General features: G+C 65.2%; 16 protein-coding genes. 4 read left to right on the top strand and 12 right to left on the bottom strand.

What is annotated here, in order from left to right:
- Window positions 1-1,318 precede the first annotated feature (1,318 nt).
- Window positions 1,319-1,741, top strand: a complete 423-nt coding sequence (locus tag ACQ86G_RS23570) for a hypothetical protein (protein ID WP_431257578.1) — start codon at window positions 1,319-1,321, stop codon at window positions 1,739-1,741.
- Window positions 1,742-1,957: 216 nt separating this feature from the next.
- On the opposite strand, the gene ACQ86G_RS23565 is transcribed toward ACQ86G_RS23570, so the two are convergent.
- On the bottom strand, window positions 1,958-2,632 hold the full coding sequence (locus ACQ86G_RS23565) for an H-NS family nucleoid-associated regulatory protein (protein ID WP_431257577.1): 675 nt from the start codon (window positions 2,630-2,632) through the stop codon (window positions 1,958-1,960).
- A gap of 739 nt (window positions 2,633-3,371) precedes the next feature.
- On the opposite strand from ACQ86G_RS23565, the gene ACQ86G_RS23560 reads away from it, so the two are divergent.
- Window positions 3,372-3,776, top strand: a complete 405-nt coding sequence (locus tag ACQ86G_RS23560) for a hypothetical protein (RefSeq protein WP_431257576.1) — start codon at window positions 3,372-3,374, stop codon at window positions 3,774-3,776.
- Window positions 3,777-4,141: 365 nt separating this feature from the next.
- On the opposite strand, the gene chrA is transcribed toward ACQ86G_RS23560, so the two are convergent.
- The 5 genes from chrA to ACQ86G_RS23535 all read right to left on the bottom strand — a co-directional run bounded on the left by chrA (window position 4,142) and on the right by ACQ86G_RS23535 (window position 9,772).
- Window positions 4,142-5,356 carry a chromate efflux transporter gene (gene chrA, locus ACQ86G_RS23555; protein WP_431257575.1) on the bottom strand — a complete coding sequence of 405 codons (1,215 nt, stop codon included), beginning with the start codon at window positions 5,354-5,356 and terminating at the stop codon, window positions 4,142-4,144.
- A 285-nt stretch (window positions 5,357-5,641) separates the two neighbouring features.
- Entirely contained in the window at window positions 5,642-6,577 is a 936-nt protein-coding gene (locus ACQ86G_RS23550; protein ID WP_431257574.1) for an alpha/beta fold hydrolase, read from the bottom strand.
- 374 nt (window positions 6,578-6,951) lie between these two features.
- Entirely contained in the window at window positions 6,952-7,662 is a 711-nt protein-coding gene (locus ACQ86G_RS23545; protein ID WP_431257573.1) for a response regulator, read from the bottom strand.
- Window positions 7,653-9,194, bottom strand: coding sequence for a sensor histidine kinase (locus ACQ86G_RS23540; RefSeq protein ID WP_431257572.1), 1,542 nt, complete (start codon window positions 9,192-9,194; stop codon window positions 7,653-7,655). The genes ACQ86G_RS23545 and ACQ86G_RS23540 overlap by 10 nt, the downstream gene beginning before the upstream one ends.
- 287 nt (window positions 9,195-9,481) lie before the next feature.
- Entirely contained in the window at window positions 9,482-9,772 is a 291-nt protein-coding gene (locus tag ACQ86G_RS23535) for a response regulator (RefSeq protein ID WP_431261478.1), read from the bottom strand.
- A gap of 9 nt (window positions 9,773-9,781) precedes the next feature.
- Here ACQ86G_RS23535 and ACQ86G_RS23530 point away from each other — a divergent pair, with 9 nt between their 5' ends.
- Entirely contained in the window at window positions 9,782-9,964 is a 183-nt protein-coding gene (locus ACQ86G_RS23530; RefSeq protein WP_431257571.1) for a hypothetical protein, read from the top strand.
- Between the two features lie 455 nt (window positions 9,965-10,419).
- Here the strand turns inward: ACQ86G_RS23530 and ACQ86G_RS23525 are convergent, their stop codons facing one another.
- The 6 genes from ACQ86G_RS23525 to ACQ86G_RS23500 all read right to left on the bottom strand — a co-directional run bounded on the left by ACQ86G_RS23525 (window position 10,420) and on the right by ACQ86G_RS23500 (window position 16,176).
- Complete coding sequence (locus tag ACQ86G_RS23525) at window positions 10,420-10,770, bottom strand: DUF4142 domain-containing protein (RefSeq protein ID WP_431257570.1); 351 nt, start codon at window positions 10,768-10,770, stop codon at window positions 10,420-10,422.
- A complete protein-coding gene (locus tag ACQ86G_RS23520) occupies window positions 10,767-11,021 on the bottom strand; it encodes a hypothetical protein (protein WP_431257569.1) in 255 nt (84 codons plus the stop codon). Before ACQ86G_RS23520 ends, ACQ86G_RS23525 begins: the two co-directional genes overlap by 4 nt.
- 319 nt (window positions 11,022-11,340) lie before the next feature.
- Window positions 11,341-12,288: a Ku protein gene (locus ACQ86G_RS23515; RefSeq protein ID WP_431257568.1), complete on the bottom strand. Its 948-nt coding sequence runs from the start codon at window positions 12,286-12,288 to the stop codon at window positions 11,341-11,343.
- Between the two features lie 30 nt (window positions 12,289-12,318).
- Complete coding sequence (gene ligD / locus ACQ86G_RS23510; protein ID WP_431261477.1) at window positions 12,319-15,699, bottom strand: DNA ligase D; 3,381 nt, start codon at window positions 15,697-15,699, stop codon at window positions 12,319-12,321.
- Window positions 15,700-15,707: 8 nt separating this feature from the next.
- A complete protein-coding gene (locus ACQ86G_RS23505; RefSeq protein ID WP_431257567.1) occupies window positions 15,708-15,986 on the bottom strand; it encodes an endonuclease/exonuclease/phosphatase family protein in 279 nt (92 codons plus the stop codon).
- A gap of 4 nt (window positions 15,987-15,990) precedes the next feature.
- Window positions 15,991-16,176: a DUF3606 domain-containing protein gene (locus ACQ86G_RS23500; RefSeq protein WP_431257566.1), complete on the bottom strand. Its 186-nt coding sequence runs from the start codon at window positions 16,174-16,176 to the stop codon at window positions 15,991-15,993.
- 630 nt (window positions 16,177-16,806) lie between these two features.
- Between ACQ86G_RS23500 and ACQ86G_RS23495 the strand changes: the two genes are divergently transcribed.
- The gene (locus tag ACQ86G_RS23495; protein ID WP_431257565.1) at window positions 16,807-17,043 is read left to right on the top strand and encodes a hypothetical protein; all 237 of its coding nucleotides are present in this window, start codon (window positions 16,807-16,809) and stop codon (window positions 17,041-17,043) included.
- The last annotated feature ends 19 nt before the right edge of the window (window positions 17,044-17,062 follow it).

Below are 17,062 nucleotides of genomic sequence, written 5' to 3'. Positions count from 1 at the left end.
GCACGCGCAGAAAGAAAGGTTCTTTGTGACCGCAGTCCGACGCCACTGTATGGCGTCGTCCTATGAGGCGATTGCGCCGCGAACGTCCGCAAACGCACTACATGGAAGTCCGGATAAATCGACTGGGCGCCGGGGCGGTCGTTCATCAGAATCTCATCCATCGAACTCGCCATCCGGTGGGTGTCGTGCCCACCGCCCCCCTCGGTCGGGCGACTGTCAAGCAGTCTTGCGGCCCCGCACCTGGTGCGGGGCCAATTTTTCCAGCCCCTTGGGGCTCGCGGGGAGATGAGAAACGGGGCGACATGACGCGTCAATTTGCAGGGACCATCGTTCGATTGGCGGGCTCCATGAGACCAGTGCTTCGTCGCATTCCCCGGCCGGTCGCCGCCGTGGTGATCGCGATGACCATGTCGGCGGCCTACGGCGCCGGGCTTGGCGTGTTCGTGCGAATCTCTCCCAGTTGTTCCGTTCGAACGACGGCCGGCCGCGCAGGGTTGGCGTGCGGAGCAGGGTCGGGCGCGTCGGTCCGCGTGCTGTCTCGCCAATGGCGCCGAGGTGTACGCCGGCGCTTCCATGAGCGCCGCACTCGGTGCTGCAGAGTCCGTATCTCGGCTTGGCGGTCAGACCTACGTCGTGATTGATTTCTAGACGCGCCGGGTTCCGATGGCTCCCTTGCGGTCGTATGTCCCGCTCGTCAGCGGTCAAGCCGGCGAGCTGATACATGACGGCCGAGGCACGCGCTGTGAGCCTGCTCGCGGCAAGGCAGCTTCCGCGCAGGCTGGCGCCCGTTGGCCGGGACGGTGGGAGGGCAAGAACTGCGCGAGACGGGGAGGGCGGGGCAGGGCAGCGACTGGCGCCGGTAGTCGTTCTGCCGTGCTCCATGCTGGCGGATGTTTCCACTGGCTGCCCGGTCGTCATCGACCGGGTGGCGTGGCTGGCGCGGGACGTCTCGCACCGATACGGAACTGAGATGCCGGCGATGGTCGAGGGCGTGGCCTGGCCTTCGCGTGCTTGCACGCAAGCCGTTACGTTTTTTCGACATGCGCCGACCTCATTTCTCCGTTCGAGCTACAGCCCTGTGTCTCGTGCTTTGCTGCAAGCTTGAGAATTTGCCCGGAGCAACCGCTGCGGTTGCAGCAGCCGAAGGCGACAACGCCACCGATGTTGTCAGCGCGAGGCGGGACGGTCATCCCTCGCAGGCGGCCGGCGCCTCGATGCAGCCAACTCGCTCAATTCATCCGGATCAGTCCGTGCCATCGCCTACGGCGGCTCAGCAGTCCCAACCGCCACAGCCATCCCGGGTGTAAAGGCGACTGCGTTGGCGGAACAACTGCCCGCCCGGCTGGAAGGCCCGTGGCGGATGGTCGGTGATGTGCGTGGCAAGCCGGTGCAATATCAACTGGACGCCACCCGTGTCTTTGGCGGCAAGTTTCTGGAGTTGCATATGGTGGACGTTCAGGTGCCACCTCGCTACGAAGCCCGCGTCTTACTGGGTAGCGACGATAGCGGGCGCGTCTTCGCGCACTGGCTCGACTCGTTTGGAGCGGCTTACTCCTTGCCTCACGGCGAAGGCGACGCCACGGACGTCCTGATAGAGATCCGGATCCCTTACTCCGGCGGAACGTTTCGAGATGTCTTCACTCATCTCCCTGCCAGCCAGGAATGGACCTTGACCATTGAGGCGGAGAAACCAGGGGGCGAGTGGCGTCACTTCGCGACCTACCGACTGATCCGCCGGTGACGTCAAATCCAGTGATGCGCCGTTGATGCACTGGAGATGCACTGGGGATGCGCAGGGGATGCGCAGGGGATGCGTTGGAGATCCGACGGTCGGGTGTGCTCGTCAGGTGCTCGTCACGTGTCGACGACAGGCCGGCTGTGCCATGACCGAGCGCCCGCCACGGGCCGGCGCGAAGGCCGGCTCGAAGACCGGCTCGAATGTCTTATTGAGGCCGCTTTATGCGGCGGCGGCAGGGATCAAAAGATCTTCCGCCCGCCGTCCGGCGGCCAACGCCTCGACAAACCAGTTCGGACGTTTTCCCACGCCCGTCCAGGTTTTCCCTGCCCCGTCGTGGTACTTCGGGGCTCCGGGCGCCTTGCTCGCCTTTCTCGATTTACTCAACTTACTTGACTTGGTCGACCTGCCGGAAGGGCTGACGTCGAGGGCTTTGGGAAGGCCGCCTTCCTCCGCGCCTCTGGCGGCGTTGCGCCTTTTCCCACCAGCGCCGGCAGCGGTGGAGGCGGTCGACTTCTTGGCGCGCTGTGCAGTCGCGGTGTCGGACGTCGAAGTCGCGGACGGGTCGATGAGGAGGTCCTGCGTCGTCTTGCCGGCCGCCAGGGCCTCGACAAGCCAAGTCGGTCGCTTGCCAACGCCGGTCCAGGTACGACCGTCCCCGCTGGCGTATTTGGCAACACCCGAATGCTTGGCTGCTGCGCGGCCTTTGGGTGCAGCTGCCACCTTGCGCGTGCGGCGACCCTCGGGCCCAAAAAGATCCCGGGCCGACAGCCCGTAGTGGTCGATGGCCACGCGGATGCGTTGAACGACCTCCGACACTTCTTTGCTGCGGATCTCGTCGGCTTGCTGCTGAAGCTTGGTGATCTGGTCGAGGACTTGCTTCAATGATTTCGCCATTGGTCTTCCTGTCGAATTGAAGGAGGGGATCAATGGTCAATCATCGCCTATCCGCGAGATGTACGCGGCCTATACGTGCCAATGCGAGACCTATACGTGCATATTCGTGGCCATATGTGGCCATACGTGCCCAATACACTTGCCGCCGCCTGCGGACGTCGCTCTGCGACCAGTGCTCTGGCGTCTCGGATGGTGCCTTGTCCGTTCCCATATCGATGTCGCCGGGGGAGCGGCTTCACCTCATTCAAGTGGGTGACTGGCGGGGGCCGATGACGCATCGTCCGCGCGGCGGCCTCGGAGGTATTCGACTCTCTCGGGCCTCGACTAGCCGATGCGCGAGATCGACGACCAACGCCGCCGCCGCCCAGCGGCGCTCGCATCACCGCCGGACCCGCCGTGGCGAGTAAGCGCGGCGCCATCGCGGTTGCATAGCCGGAGAGTGGAGCCATCCACCTTCTGCCAGACATCTGGAGAGCGCTCGAAGGCGAGTCGACTTCCGTGGCGGGAGGCGTCCCAGCGACGAGCGCCGCGTCGACTGGAGGCAATGCCGCATCCGCTCGGGCCGTGGGCAGGAAGCACGGTCTGGACGTGGTCGATTCGGGTGGGGGATTAACCCCCGGCAGTCGAATAGAGGTGCAGCATGGGCGCGCGGCGATCTCGGGGCGCCGTCGCGATGTGAAACCTTGGTCATGGGATTTCGCCGGCGACGAGGGAGTCGTGCAGCTGGCAGGGTGTCGTTGTGCCACGCTACGATGTGCCGGTGCTAGCTCAGAACCGTACCGTTTTGCTCCTGGATGACTTCCCCGATGCGGCTGAAGCCGTCGCCGGTTGGTTGGAACTCGACGGATGGCAACCGACTTGCGTTTTCACCATCGCACAAGCGCTTCTGTGCCTCGAGCGCGATCGCCCAGCCGCTTTGGTCATGGAGCCTTACCTGCGCTCGGGGAACGCCATGGAAGTCGCCCGAGTTGCCCGAAGCCTTGGCACCGCTTGCCCGCTGATCGTGTCGATGTCCGCCGCTGTGAGGTCGGGCGATCTCGTCGCCTACGAGCCCACGCTTTTCGACTTCAACCTCGTCAAGCCGATCGTAATGGCGCAGCTCAGCGACATCCTTGCGCGCCACAGCGGCCGACGCAATCTTTGATGCCTTCATTCGGCGCAATGCTGGAGTGCAGCCTATGCGTTGCACTGCACCTGCGGTGATCGCCGCTCGCGTTGCACGGGAGGTGGTGGCTCTCGAACCTGCTGGAGGTGTGGGGTCGGGTGCTCGGGAGTCATGGCGACCTTGGCTAGCGGCGGCGTGTATGGGCAGGAAATGGAAGACGGGTCGTTGGCGGCGTCCACTCATGCTTGCCGGATTCCGGGCGGGAGCGGACAGCCGGATCGGGGAACCGCTACCGCATCGTTGGCATCTCCCGCAGGTGGCCCCTAGTTTGGTGCATGCTCGTCAGGTGACGACCAGGCCCACCTGCAGTCCTACCGTTGGCTGCCAGCAATGGGACGCCAGGTTCATGGCGCAAGCATCCAGCCCGCAGCCGCCGCAAGCGCCACGACCCGCACAGGCGACTGCCGCCCATACACCAGCAAGCCGAAGGCGGCCAGGGCCAGCCCGAAATCGGCGCGCGAATGGATGGCGCTCGTCCATACGGAGTCGTACAGCGCGGCTGCCAAGATGCCGACCACTGCGGCATTGACGCCAGCCATCGCACGCTGCACATCGTCGCGCTGGCGCAGCAATTCCCAGAACGGCAGTGCGCCGGCCACCATCAGGAACGCGGGAGCAAAGATTGCGACGAGGAGCGTCAGGCCACCGATCCATCCTCCCAGCGTGCCGGTCATCACTGCCCCGAGGTACGCGGCGAAGGTGAACAAGGGACCGGGCGCGGCTTGGGCCGCCCCGTATCCAGCGAGGAAGGCATCGTTGGTGACCAGGCCGGCGGGCACGACACTCGCCTGCAGCAGCGGCAGCACCACATGCCCGCCGCCAAACACGAGGGCGCCCGATTGGTAGAACGACGAGATGGCCGACAGAGCTGGCGACCGGACTGTGGCCGCCAGAACCGGCAGCAGCACGAGCAAGAGGCCGAACACCAACAGCATCGCTGCGCCTGTCCTCTTGCTGACGCCGTAGTCGCGATGCTCGGCGACCGGCAGGTGTCCGAGTTGTACCGCCCATCGTCCTGCAATGCCGCCTGCGACGATGGCACCAACCTGGCCCATCGCCGACGGAACGGCCAGCACGAGTAGAGCGGCGACGACGGCGACACCCGCTCTCAGACGGTCCGGACAAAGCGTCTTGGCCATACCCCATACGGCTTGCGCGACGATGGCCACTGCCACGACCTTGAGACCGTGGACCGCGCCGGATTGCGCCAACACTGCCCACTGGTTGACACCCAGCGCGAACAGGATGAGGGCGACGGCGGACGGCAGAGTAAAACCGACCCAAGCGCAAATCGCCCCTCGCCACCCCGCGCGCCCAAGTCCTAACGCGATGCCGACCTGGCTACTGGCGGGACCTGGCAAAAACTGACAGAGCGCGACCAGGTCGGAGTAATTCCTGTCGTCCACCCACGCCCGACGTTCGACGAACTCAGTACGGAAGTAGCCAAGGTGAGCGACGGGCCCGCCGAAGGAAGTCAACCCGAGCTTCAAGAAAGCCAGGAAGACCTCGGTCGCCGAGCCCTGCGGCCCACGCGCGCTCGTTGGCGAGGCGTCAGCCATGGTTGCATCCTGCTTGCCTGCTGCTTGACTTTGGCTCATCGGATGCCCGAACTGATTGCTGATACATCGGCATCCTAGCTATGTCACTTGAACTCGAGACTAGCGGGCCTACGCCACATCGGCACGCGCAAGTCTCCCGTTGCCGAGCAAATGGTGGCCCGGGTCAAACGCTTAGCCGCAGGCCGTTGCGAGTTGAGGTGGAATGACCGGACGCTCAACCTTCGACCACGGGCAGCCTGCAGCCACGCTAGCCCTTCATCGTGACGGGGGGCGCGCCGGCCGTCGCTACGGCGGTGTATCCGACCAACGTGCGGTGAGCTCCAGGACGGCTTTCGCGAAAACCTCCGGGCACTCCTGAGGAAAGTTGTGGCCAATGCCCGGCACCCGCTCGTGCCGCAGCAGCTGCGCGAAGTGCCTCGCGTGCGCCCTGGAGTCGGCCTCCACCGCGACACCGTCGGCCAAGCCGTCAAGCAAGATGGTTGGGGGCAGGATGGCCGGCCGTACCAGCAGCTGCGACTCGATCGCAAGGTAGCGCGGATCTCCGTCCACCAGGCCGTATCGGTGGCGGTAGGAGTGCACCACCACATCGACGAAATCTGGGTTATCGAATGCGGGCGCGGTCTGGCGGAAGACTTCGTCGCTGAACGTCCAGTTGGGCGACCACATCCGCCACAGCAGGTCCGCCAACGCCGCGCGGTGCAGATCCAGACCGTGTCGCCCGCGCTCGCCGTGGAAGTAGAACTGATACCAATATCGCGCTTCGTTGGCGGGAACGTCCGGCGCGAGGGATGTCCTCGGGTCCAGGAGGTTGTAGCCGTTGCATGAGACAAGACCCGCACAGCGCTCGGGCCAGAGCGCGGCGACCACGCAGGCGGCTCTGCCGCCCCAGTCATACCCGGCCAACACGGCCCGCTCGACGCCGAGCGCGTTCATCAACGCCAACAGATCCGCACCGAGTGCGGCTTGCTCTCCGGAGCGTGGGGTGTCAGCTCGCAGGAAACGCGTGGTGCCAAAGCCGCGCAAGTAGGGAACGATCACGCGCACGCCCTGGTGCGCGAGCAGGCGGCTGACCTTGGCGTAGGCGTGAATGTCGTAGGGGAAGCCATGCAACAGGATGGCGACCGGGCCGTGGGCTGGTCCGCACACCTGCGCGCCCACGCTCAGGTCGGCCAGCTCGACCTGGCAAAGCTCGGTGACAGACTCGCGTGCGAGCTCAGACATCGACTCTGGCATGGGGACCCCTAGCACCGGTTGTTCACTGGAGACACTCTATCGCCCTGGGCCGCTGCCGGCTCGGACGCCGCTCGTCGAGGTGGCACGCGAGAAGGGCAGTGGGACCTGGGACGATGGAAGGCGGACGGGACGGGCACGGCGCTGAGTCGGGCGTCACCGCGGCAGCATGGCTGAGCAACGTTGACGTGCTGCGACGCGTGGCACGTCGACAGTGTCGTCGCTAGGGATGCTCCTGGGCCCGCTCGGGCGTGGTCGCCTCGCCGGCCCGCGCCGACCACCTTGCCTCGGACCTTGGCTTCGGACTTTGGCTTCGGACTTTGGCTTCGGGCCCGGCCTCCAGCTGAGCGCGTGCCACTGGGGATCTAAGGGCCATCGGCGTTGCGCAGCAGGGTGTCCAGCAGCTCCAGCGCCAAGTCCGGATCGGCCGGTTTCGCGATGTGTCGATCAAAGCCGGCTGCCAGCGCGGCATCACGCGCCTCGCCATAGCCGGTCAGCGCGAAGAGGAGGAGGCCTGAGGCTGCCGGCGACGCCCTTAAACGCCGAGCGACCTCGAACCCGTCAATGCCGGGCAGGCCGATGTCGATGAACGCGACGTCGTAGCGACCCTCGAGCGCCATGCTGACAGCCTGAAGTCCGTCCGCGGCTTCGTCAACGTGGTGGCCATTCAAGCGCAGCACCTCGGCGAGCATTTCGCGTCCATCGGCGTTGTCGTCCACCAGCAGGACCTGCCGGGACACGGCAGGGTACGCGGGGCCGACGGGCGTTGCGGATGGGTCGGCCGTTGACGCCGATGAAGGAGCTGCGGCACTGGACGCGGTGGCGATCGGCAACTGCACTTCAAAGACCGAACCCAACCCCAGGCCCTCGCTTGCTGCCGTGCAGGTACCCCCATGGTCTTGCACAAGCCGCCGAACCAGCGCCAGACCGATGCCGAGCCCCCCTTGAGAGCGATCCAGCGGCGGCTCGCCCTGCACGAAGAGATCAAAGGCCGTCGCCAGCAGTTCAGGCGTCATCCCCGTGCCGCTGTCCGACACACGCAACAGCGCGGTGCGTTCGTCGCTGCTCAGTGCCACCGAGATTGCGCCCCCTCGGGTGTGAACTTGAGCGCATTGCTCAGCAAGTTCGACACCACCTGCTCCAGCCGCGTGCGGTCGCCGAGCACGAAGGCGGGTGCGATCGACACCTGCACCTCGTGCCGCTCGAAGCGACCAGCCGTCCGAGTCGACGCCACTACCGCTTGCACCACCTCGGCCAGGTCGAGGTGTTCCAGGCGCAGGGTGATCTTGCCTCGCAACACGCGGTTGACCTCCAGGAGGTCCTCGATGATTCGCGCCAGATGGTCCGCCTGCCGCGCAATCACGCCCAGGGCGAAGCTGCGGGCCTCGGGCTTGGCCCGATCGGTGTTGGCAATGGTCGCCGCCGACCTGATTGCGCCGAGCGGGTTGCGCAGTTCGTGACCGAGCATGGCCAGGAACTCATCCTTTGACTGGTTCTGCTGTTCCGCGAGCTGGCGTGCCGCCTGCTCGCTCAGCAACAGGGCCTGGCGCTGCTCCTCCACGCCTTGCCGTGCCACCCGCTCATCCAGGAGGTCCGCGTGGACTTGCTCCAGCTGTTGCTGAAGGAGGTCAAACTCTTCCACATGGCTCTTGTCGAACCGTGGCAATTCGCCGCGGCCCATCAGCGCGGCCGCACGCGCCGTCTGACCGAACGCCCGGCTGAGCCGGGCACCCAGCCATAGCGCGATGCAAAAGCTCCCAAAGACGGCGATGACCATGCCCAGCGTGGCGGTCCTCAAGGCCTTCAAGGACGCGGACTCCAGGTCCGAGGCTCGCACGCCGTTGGCAATGACCCAATTCAGCCTGGGGATCGTCACGAACGTGTCGTGCAGGGCGATGCCTTCGCGGGAAACCGTGGACAAACGGCCTTCGCTGGCCCGGCGCGCGGCTTCGAGCAATACCTTCCCGCCCGGCTTGCCCACGTACTCCTGCGCCCTGTGGCTGCGCGCCACGGTGATGCCCTTGTCATCGAACACGCCAACCAGCCATTCGGAAGGCAGCTTCGCGTCGGTGAGCAATCGCTGGAAGTAGTCGGCGCTCAACGCCGAAGTCAGCAACAGCGTTTGGCCGTCGGGCAGCCGGATCGGCACATCCAGACGGATCTGGGGCCGCTTCGTGATCTGTCCGACCACGAGACCGGAAATCGTCACATCGGTGGCCGACAGCAACTCGCCGAAGTTGGGTGGCGCCCCACTCGCCGGAAAGGGTTCGCCGGGGGACAAGCGGGTGTTGACGAGTTGGTGCCCCGCGCTGTCCATGAGAACGATCCAGTTCTCCGGAGCCACTCGCGCCGCGAGAGCCTGCATGCGGAAGTCGTCATACCGGGCTGTGGCGAGGCTGGAGGACGCCGCAAGGACACGCAGTGCCGCCTCTGCGCGCCCGACGTCGCTCTGGACCGCGTTGGCCAGCGACCGGGTCGCCGTGAATACGCGGGCGTGCAGCGCGGCTTGTTCGCTCTGGCGCAAGTCGTGGAGGGCCATCCAGGAGAAGGTCACCAGGGGGGCGACGGTCGCGATGGACAAGAGCGCCAGATGGAATTTGAGTTTCACGGGAGGCCACAGGAAGATGGCGGAGTATAGGGAGGCATGGCGCTCCCCACAGGCTGGCCGAGGCTATGGACTCCCCGATCGCCCGTTGTTCTGTTGTCTGCCTGCTTGCCTGCCTGCCTGCTTGCCCTGATGCCCTGATGCCCTGATGCCCTGATGCCCGGTTGCTGAACGGCTCGACCGCCCGGCATTTGGGGTCCGGCCCGCAACGGCGGACCGGCAAGCGGCGCCCGAGGAACCCTCAGGACCGCGCGATCAGCGCTGAACGCGATGGTTACGCGACGCAGGCATCAGTGCGGCCAAATCCTTGGTGAATGACATGAAGTCGACCGGCTTGGCCCAAACGCACTCGCCCCGGCGGCGAACGCGCGCTTCTTGTCCTCTTGCGCTACGGCCGCCGTGAAGATGGCGATCGGCTGATCACGATACGAAGGCAACTGTCGCAGTCGTCTGAGCACCTCCAGACCGTCGAGGTCAGGGAGCTGCATGTCCAGGAGCACGACGTCGGGCGCCATGGTTTCGAAGCAGGTCAAGCCTGCCGCCCCGGAAACGGCGATCGTCACATCGAGTTTCGAATGCAAAGCCGCCCAATGCTGGATGAGAAGCGCGTTCAAGGGGTGGTCCTCGATCTACACAAGATTCCCCTCGATCGGATCCGCTTGAAATTCCATGGCCGTCCCCGGATGGCGGATCTGAACAGCCGCTTCGACAGAAGCCGGCAATTGATCCTCCCGGCCGAGGTTCGCGGCGGAATGCCGCAGCCGTTGCGCTGAACGGCCCGACGCTGCCTCGATCAGCCGGACCTAAAACGCGCGTCTTCTTGATGTCGCGAGATACCTGCAAACGCTGCCGGAATTCCTCGGGGATGTCAAAGCGCCGAGGGGGAAGATCTCGAACCAGCAAAGTTCGCGTGGACAGTCCATCTGAAACTGCCGACTTCCGGACGAGACCGCCGCCCGGTGACAAGGGACAGCGAGCGGACATGTACGGCCACGTCTTGCTTGCCGCTCGCCGTCGGCCAATGCGCAGTTATTGGCGGCTCGCGATGGCGAGCGTGCGGCTAACGGATCCGGAGTGGATGTCCGACAATATCGCCCACGACAACTCGGCGAGATTCGGACACTCCGCCTCAAGGTCCCGTTTAACGTCGACCTGAGGCGCAGATCCTTCGCCGGGAGGCGCCGAAAGGCGTCGCGCACGCCGAATCACTCTGCGCGGCAAGGAGTTATCACTTTTTCTTGTCGGCCGCCTTGGTACTGGCCTCCAGAGCCTGGGCCTCCTGGAGGTGATGCTGCAGTGTGGGCAGCGTCTTGGCCGCCCACGCCTTCACATCGGCGTCCTTGGCATTCTTGGAGGCCTTGTCGAAGAGCTCAACGGCGTCCTTGTGAGCAGACACCTGGTTTTCCGCGTAGGCATGGTCAAAGCCCGTGCCATCGCGCTTCTCCAGGATCTTGGCTTTGCCCTTGGCGACCATGGTCGCATCGGTGGGGAGTTTGACGCCCTTGGCGGCGGCCAGGCTCTGCAGCTCGGAATCGGCCTTCTTGTGATCGTCGACCATCTTCTGCGCGAAGGCCTTCACCTCGGCGCTGGCACCTTTTGCAAGGCCAGCTTACCGGCGTCGATCTCGGCATAGCCGGCCTCGGCGGCGTCCTTCAAGAAGCTGCTGTCAGCGTGCGCGGCGCGCGGCGAGGAGGCCGCGGTGCTCTGTGCGGTCGTGGTGCCCTGCGCGCCGGCCGTGCCGGCTGCAAGCACGCTGACCACGGCCATCGAGGCTGCAGCGAAGGCGGACGGGAAGGGGAAGCGGGACGAGCTGGAACGGACGAGGGTCATGTGGCACTCCATGAAGTGGTGAGCGCCTCGTCTAGCAAACGGCGAGCCTGCGGACGCCAACGCATAAAGTTTGTCGTTCGTTTATGCGTGGCGGGACGGCTTGAGCAGGCCGCGGGAGGCGAGGGATTCCTTGGATGGTCCACGACGCCGCCTGAAGCCGATGTCCGGCGCGGCAGCATGGCGCACGTTCAAGCGCCAGCAGGAGGCTGTCGGCTCCAACGGGGCTCAGCTCCGAGAAACGGTCGACAACAGCCCTCAATGATCCCTCGGAGATCTCTTGAAGGTCGCAGGGTTGAAATTCGCCGCCCCGTTGAGCTGTTCAGGCCGCCTTCTTGGTCCGGTTCGTCGCTGAGGCTGCCTTCCTTGCGGGCGTGGCCTTCTTGGCGGCTGCCTTCTTCGCCGGCGCCGCGGCAGGCGCCGTCTTGCCTTTGGACTTGCCGCCCAGGCTCTGTCGCAGCAACTCGCTGAGGTCGACGACGTTGGAGCTGCCGAGGTCGGGGGCCTTCTCGAACGGTTCCACCGTGGCTGTCTTGCCCGCCTTGGCCTTCTTCTGGATCAACGCGCGGATGGCGCCGGTGAAGTCGTCCTTGAAGTCCCCCGGCTTCCACACGGAGGTCATCTCTTCGATGAGCTGTTGCGCCATCTTCAGTTCCGCCGGCTTCAGGCTGTTCGCGTTCGCTCCCACCTTGGGCAGGTCCAAGGCCTCGGGCGAGCGCACTTCATTGGCCCAGCGCAGCGTCCCCAGCATGAGCGCCGGGCCGGCCGGGATCAGTGCGGCCAGATGCTCCTTGTTGTGCAAGACGAAGCGTGCGATGCCGATGACCCCGGCCTTGGCCAACGACTCGCGAAGCAGCGCGTAGACGCGGTCGGCCTTGCCCTCGGGCGCCAGGTAGTAGGGCCGTTCGGTGTAGACGAAGGAGACGTCCGTTGCCTTGACGAAGGTCTCGATGGCGATGGTTTGCGTGCGCTTGGGATACGCGGCCTTGATTTCCTCGTCGGAGAGCACGACGTACTTGTCGTCCTCCAGCTTCACCCCCTTGACGATGTTGTCCTTGTCGATTTCCTTGCCGGTGCGCTTGTTGATGCGCTTGTAGCCGACCGGGTCCATGGTTCGTTTGTCGAGCCAGTCGAAGTCGACCTCCTGTTCCTCGGTGGCCGTGTGCAGCGAGACCGGCACATGGACCAGGCCAAAGGAGATGGCGCCTTTCCAGATGGAACGCGAACTTGACTTGCGCTGGTCGGAGGCTGCTGTCTTTTTGGTCGCCATCGCGGCTCCAGTTGAGGGTGGGGGAGGGGCTTATGTCGCGTTGAGCAACCGGATGGCCTTGGTCAGGGTCTGCCTGCTCTTCCAGTAGTCGGCCCAAGGGTCGGATTTCTGGAAGGTGAGGTACTCACGCGCCGTGGCGATGGTCCACTGGGCGCCACCCTTCAGTTCGGGGAGCTGTTCCCACGACACCGGCATCGATACGCCCAGGCCGGGTCTTGCGCGGGCGGAAAACGCCGCGGCGGTGGTCTGGCCGTGGCCGTTGCGCAGGTAGTCGATGAAGATCTTGCCCACGCGGTTGGAGCCTCCTGACTTGGCGACGAACCGGCTGGGGATCACCCTGGCCATGTGCTGCACGACGGCTTGGGAGAACGCCTTCACCGCGTCGTACTCGAGCTTGGGAGCCAGGGGGACCACGACGTGCAAACCCTTGCCGCCCGAGGTCTTCAACCAGGCCTGCAGCCCGAGCTGCTCAAGGAAGTCCTTGGTCAGCACCGCGGCTTCCTGAACGTGCGCCCAGGTGACGCCTTCGCCGGGGTCGAGGTCGAAGATGACCCGGTCGGGAAGGTTGATGCGGCCAGACTTGGAGTTCCAGGTGTGGAACTCGATCGTGTTGAACTGGGCGGCATTGACCAGCGCCTGCGCGGAATTCACCGCGAGCAGTGCATCGTGGCCGGGCCACAGCGCCGCGTCCAGCTCGGTCATCCCGGGCATTTTGGCCTCCGAGTGCTTCTGGAAGAAGAGCTGTCCCTCGATGCCTTGAGGGGCCCTGACCAGCGAGACCGGACGGTCCTTCAGGTGGGGCAGCATCCACTGCGCGATGGACTCGTAGTAACGAACCAGCTCGACCTTGGTGATGCCGGTGGACTTGTCGATGACGCGCTCGGGATGGCTCACCTTGACGCTGACCGCCGCGCCGCCCTTGGAGGCTTCTGAACCCTTGGCGCCATTTGCGGTTTTTGCGCCCTTTGCGCTCGTTGCGCTCTTGGTGGTGTGGGTGGCGTTGGTGGTGCTAGCGGTGTTGGACGTCTCGGTTGTCGGCTTCACCGCGGTGGCGTCCTCCCGCACGATGCTGGACGCTGGTTTGTCGGTGCGAACGCCGCGGAAGGTGGCGTGTCGTACCGAGCCGTCCGGCGTCCATTCGGCGAAAGCCACTTCCACGACCATCTCTGGCCTCACCCAGCGCTGCGCGCCGGCAGACCGCTTCGACCATCGACCCGGCTTGGCTGCGGCCGGGTCGACCGTGGGCGTCTTGACCTCGAGCTGCTCGAGCTGCGTGTGCATCTCGCGTCCGGCGCTGGAACTCCAGCCGGTACCGACCGCGCCGGCGTGCTTCAGCACACCGTCCTCGTAGTACCCGAGGGTCAGATTGCCGACCTCGCCGCTGGCGTTGGTGCGATCGGTGAATCCCACGACGACGAACTCCTGGCGGTGTTGGCACTTGAGCTTGAGCCAGGTCTGCGTTCTGCCGGACGTGTAGGGGGCGTCGGCCCGTTTGAGCATCACGCCCTCAAGGCCGATCTGACAGGCGGCGGCGAGCAGCCGCGACGCGGGCGCATCGAACGTCCGGCTGAGACGTACTCGCTCGGAGGCACGGTCCTCAAGGAGGGCTTGGAGGACCTTGCGCCGGCTGTCGAAGGGCACGGCGCGCAGATCCTGTCTTCCGAGGTGGGGCACGTCGAAGACGTAGTACACGATGGATTCGGTGCCCGAGTTGTCGATGGCGTTCTGAAGCGCGTTGAAGTCAGGGACGTCCCGGTCATTCATGACGACGATCTCGCCGTCCAGCCACGCAGTGTCGATGCCCAGCGCCTCGACGGCACTGGCGACGCTGCGCAGCTTGGCGGTCCAATCGTTGCCGTTGCGCGTAAAGAGCTGCGCTTTGCCCTTGGAGATGCGCGCAAGGATTCGGTAGCCGTCATACTTGCTCTCGGCGAGCCAGCCTGCGTCGGCGGGGGCGCTCGCCAGGGTCGCCAGCTGTGGCGCCAGCGTGAGCGGGAGGGCCGCCCTCTTCGCGTTCGCGAGGTCAGGTTGCGCCGTGTCGCTGGCGGTCGCCGTGGTGACCGGCGCTGCTCGGGGGTCTCGCTCCTCGATCAGGCCGAGCGGCGTCGCGACGACACTGTCGGGCAGCGCGGTAATGACGTCGTAGTCGGCGAGCGGCCTGGCCCAGGCGTCGCGCTTCTTCAACAGCAGCCACGGCGGCTTCTTGTCGCCTGGCTTGCCGATTCTCACGAGCTCCCAGCGTCCGGCCAGCTTCTCGCCGTGCATCTTGAAGATGAGCTTGCCTTTGGCCAGCCCTTCGCCGGGATCGCCCACCGGTTCCCACGTGCCGCGGTCCCAGATGATGACGGTACCTGCGCCGTACTGCCCCTTGGGTATCTCTCCTTCGAAGGTGTTGTAGCTGATGGGGTGGTCCTCGACGTGGATGGCCATGCGCTTGATGGCGGGGTCGTAGGAGGGCCCCTTGGGCACAGCCCAGCTCACCATCACGCCGCCGAGCTCCAGGCGGAAGTCGTAGTGGAGGTGACTGGCCCAGTGCTTCTGGATGACGAACTGCAGTGCGCCCTTGGCCTTCGCGCGATGGCGCGGCACCACGCCGGCCGGCTCGGCGGTGATGCTGAAGTTGCGCTTGGCGTTGTAGCGCTCAAGCGGCGCGGGCTCGTCGCCAGCGACCTGCTCGTCGATGATCGCCTTGGTGGCCTTGGCGGCCTTGGCGGCGCTGGTAGTTGCCTTGGTCATGGGGCTGACAGTGGCGCTACCACTTGGCTCGGCAGTGGCTTTGACAGTGGACTTCGCGGTGGATTTGGCGGTGGGGGTGGCTGCTTTCGCGGTAGCCTTTTCCTTCGCCACCTTCGCCACCTTCGCCACCTTCGCCACCTTCGCCGCCTTCGTCGCCTTCGTCGCCTTCGCCACCTTCGCCGCCTTCGTCCCCCGCCCGAGCTTGAGCTCGGCCCACACTGGCGCGTGGTCGCTCGGACCTTCCTTCCCGCGCTCCTCCTTGTCGACGCCGGCATCCAAAACCTTGAGCCTGGCGCTGACGAGGATGTGGTCGATGCGAAGGCCGGCGTCTCGTTCCCAGCGCTTGCGCATGTAGTCCCAGAATGTGTACGGCGTGTTGGTGGGGAAGACCTGCTTGAGCGCGTCGGTCCAGCCTTGGGCGAGGATGCTTGCGAACGCGTCACGCGACTCGGGCTGGACGAGCGCGTTGTCTCGATAGGACTCGGTCTGGTAGATGTCCGCCTCGGTCGGCACAACGTTCCAGTCGCCAAGGAGCACGACGGGCTCGCCCGAGGCCCAGAGGGCTTCGGCGCGCTTGCGCAGTCTCTCGAACCACTTCAACTTGTAGGAGAACTTGGGGCCGGGCTGCGGGTTGCCATTGGGCAGATACAGGCATCCGAAGAGGACGCCGTTGATGGCGGCCTCTACATATCGCGCCTCGAGGTCCTTGGCGTCCCCGGCAGCTTGCGGGCCACCTCCACGATGTCATGGCCGCGAGCCAGTAGCGCGACGCCGTTCCAGGTCTTCTGACCGACGACCAGGGATTCGTACCCGGCCTCGCGCAAAGCATTGGCAGGGAAACGCTCGGTGACGGTTTTCAGCTCTTGAAGTGCGACGACATCAGGCTGGGTGCGGTCGAGCCAGTCGAGGAGAAGGTCGAGACGCCGAACAACGTTGTTGACGTTCCATGTCGCGACCCGCACGACATCACCGTTTGGCTGACTTCAAGTACTGCTCAACTTCGGCGGCGCGGTCACCCACCTGGGCAACCGCGTCCCTGAGTTGCTGTGTGGTTACGCCGAACTTTGCAGCCCAGTCGCGAAGTTCATAGTCCTCGCTGACGTTGATGCGCTTGCGGTCTTGCCCACCGGTCTTACTCTTGTCGTCAGACATGGATATCTCCTTTGGAAATTCTGCAGCGGATGTGCGAACGGGGATGGGAGCACGCATCCCGCTGGCTTTGGCATTGGACAGCAACCCGTGTGCCTGACGATCGAAGGGGCCGCCCGTCACCCTTGCACCCTCGCACCGTAGCGAGGTCATCGCGGCGCTGAGCACGGTTCCGCCCACTCGGGGTCGCGCTGCGAGTGGTGCCTTCAGGCGGAGCGCCTGGGACGACTTCGGGAGGGCGCGGCGCGGCGAAGCGAGGGTCAACCCTGGCGCAGCGCTTTGAATTCATGACGCCGGCTGTAACGCCTGAGCACTCGCCTTTCAAAGGCGCATACTCCCTCCGCACCCCTGGAGGCTCCGATGGCCATGTGCAGTGACTGCTCGGCAATCCTCAAAAACAAGCGGGGCGAACCGGGTCACGCATTCCTTGTCGAAGGCAAGACCACCAGGGAGCCGACGTCCAGCGGAAGCGTCTATCTGACCGAGTTCACTTGCTCCGTGTGCGCCACCGTGTGGGTCTACGAGAATGACCGTAGCGATGAGCATTCGGGGTGGCATCCGGAGTACTAACATCAACGCGCGGCAGCGGGCCCGCCGAGCGAGCTCGCGGATCTGGCAGGGAGGAGGCTCGCCATGGAGTTGGACACCGTCTCATACGTCTTTCAGTGCCCGAGCGGGACGTTCACCGTCAAGCAACGCATCAGCGGTAGATGGCGAGTCCGCATCGATCACATGCCTTGGGGTGAGTCCTTCGACGGCGCCCAGGACGCCGTCAGCGCGCTGGCAGCCGCGTTCGATGTGCCGGCGTCCGTGCAGGCGTGGACCGAGGTGGGTCATTTCCACACGGCCGATGGCAGATGGGCGGGTTAGCCGCCTTGGCGGGCTGGCA

It is taken from the genome of Roseateles chitinivorans, assembly GCF_050632145.1.
GTDB lineage: Bacteria > Pseudomonadota > Gammaproteobacteria > Burkholderiales > Burkholderiaceae_C > Roseateles > Roseateles chitinivorans_B.
This window is presented reverse-complemented; position numbering and strand designations above follow the sequence as displayed.

Bases quoted from the DNA above. Each gene is read 5' to 3' on its own strand.
- ACQ86G_RS23565 (WP_431257577.1), bottom strand. From the start codon at position 2,632: ATGGCGAAATCATTGAAGCAAGTCCTCGACCAGATCACCAAGCTTCAG.
- chrA (WP_431257575.1), bottom strand. From the start codon at position 5,356: ATGGCTGACGCCTCGCCAACGAGCGCGCGTGGGCCGCAGGGCTCGGCG.
- ACQ86G_RS23550 (WP_431257574.1), bottom strand. From the start codon at position 6,577: ATGTCTGAGCTCGCACGCGAGTCTGTCACCGAGCTTTGCCAGGTCGAG.
- ACQ86G_RS23530 (WP_431257571.1), top strand. From the start codon at position 9,782: ATGCTGGATGAGAAGCGCGTTCAAGGGGTGGTCCTCGATCTACACAAG.
- ACQ86G_RS23520 (WP_431257569.1), bottom strand. From the start codon at position 11,021: ATGACCCTCGTCCGTTCCAGCTCGTCCCGCTTCCCCTTCCCGTCCGCC.
- ACQ86G_RS23515 (WP_431257568.1), bottom strand. From the start codon at position 12,288: ATGGCGACCAAAAAGACAGCAGCCTCCGACCAGCGCAAGTCAAGTTCG.
- ACQ86G_RS23500 (WP_431257566.1), bottom strand. From the start codon at position 16,176: ATGTCTGACGACAAGAGTAAGACCGGTGGGCAAGACCGCAAGCGCATC.
- ACQ86G_RS23495 (WP_431257565.1), top strand. From the start codon at position 16,807: ATGGAGTTGGACACCGTCTCATACGTCTTTCAGTGCCCGAGCGGGACG.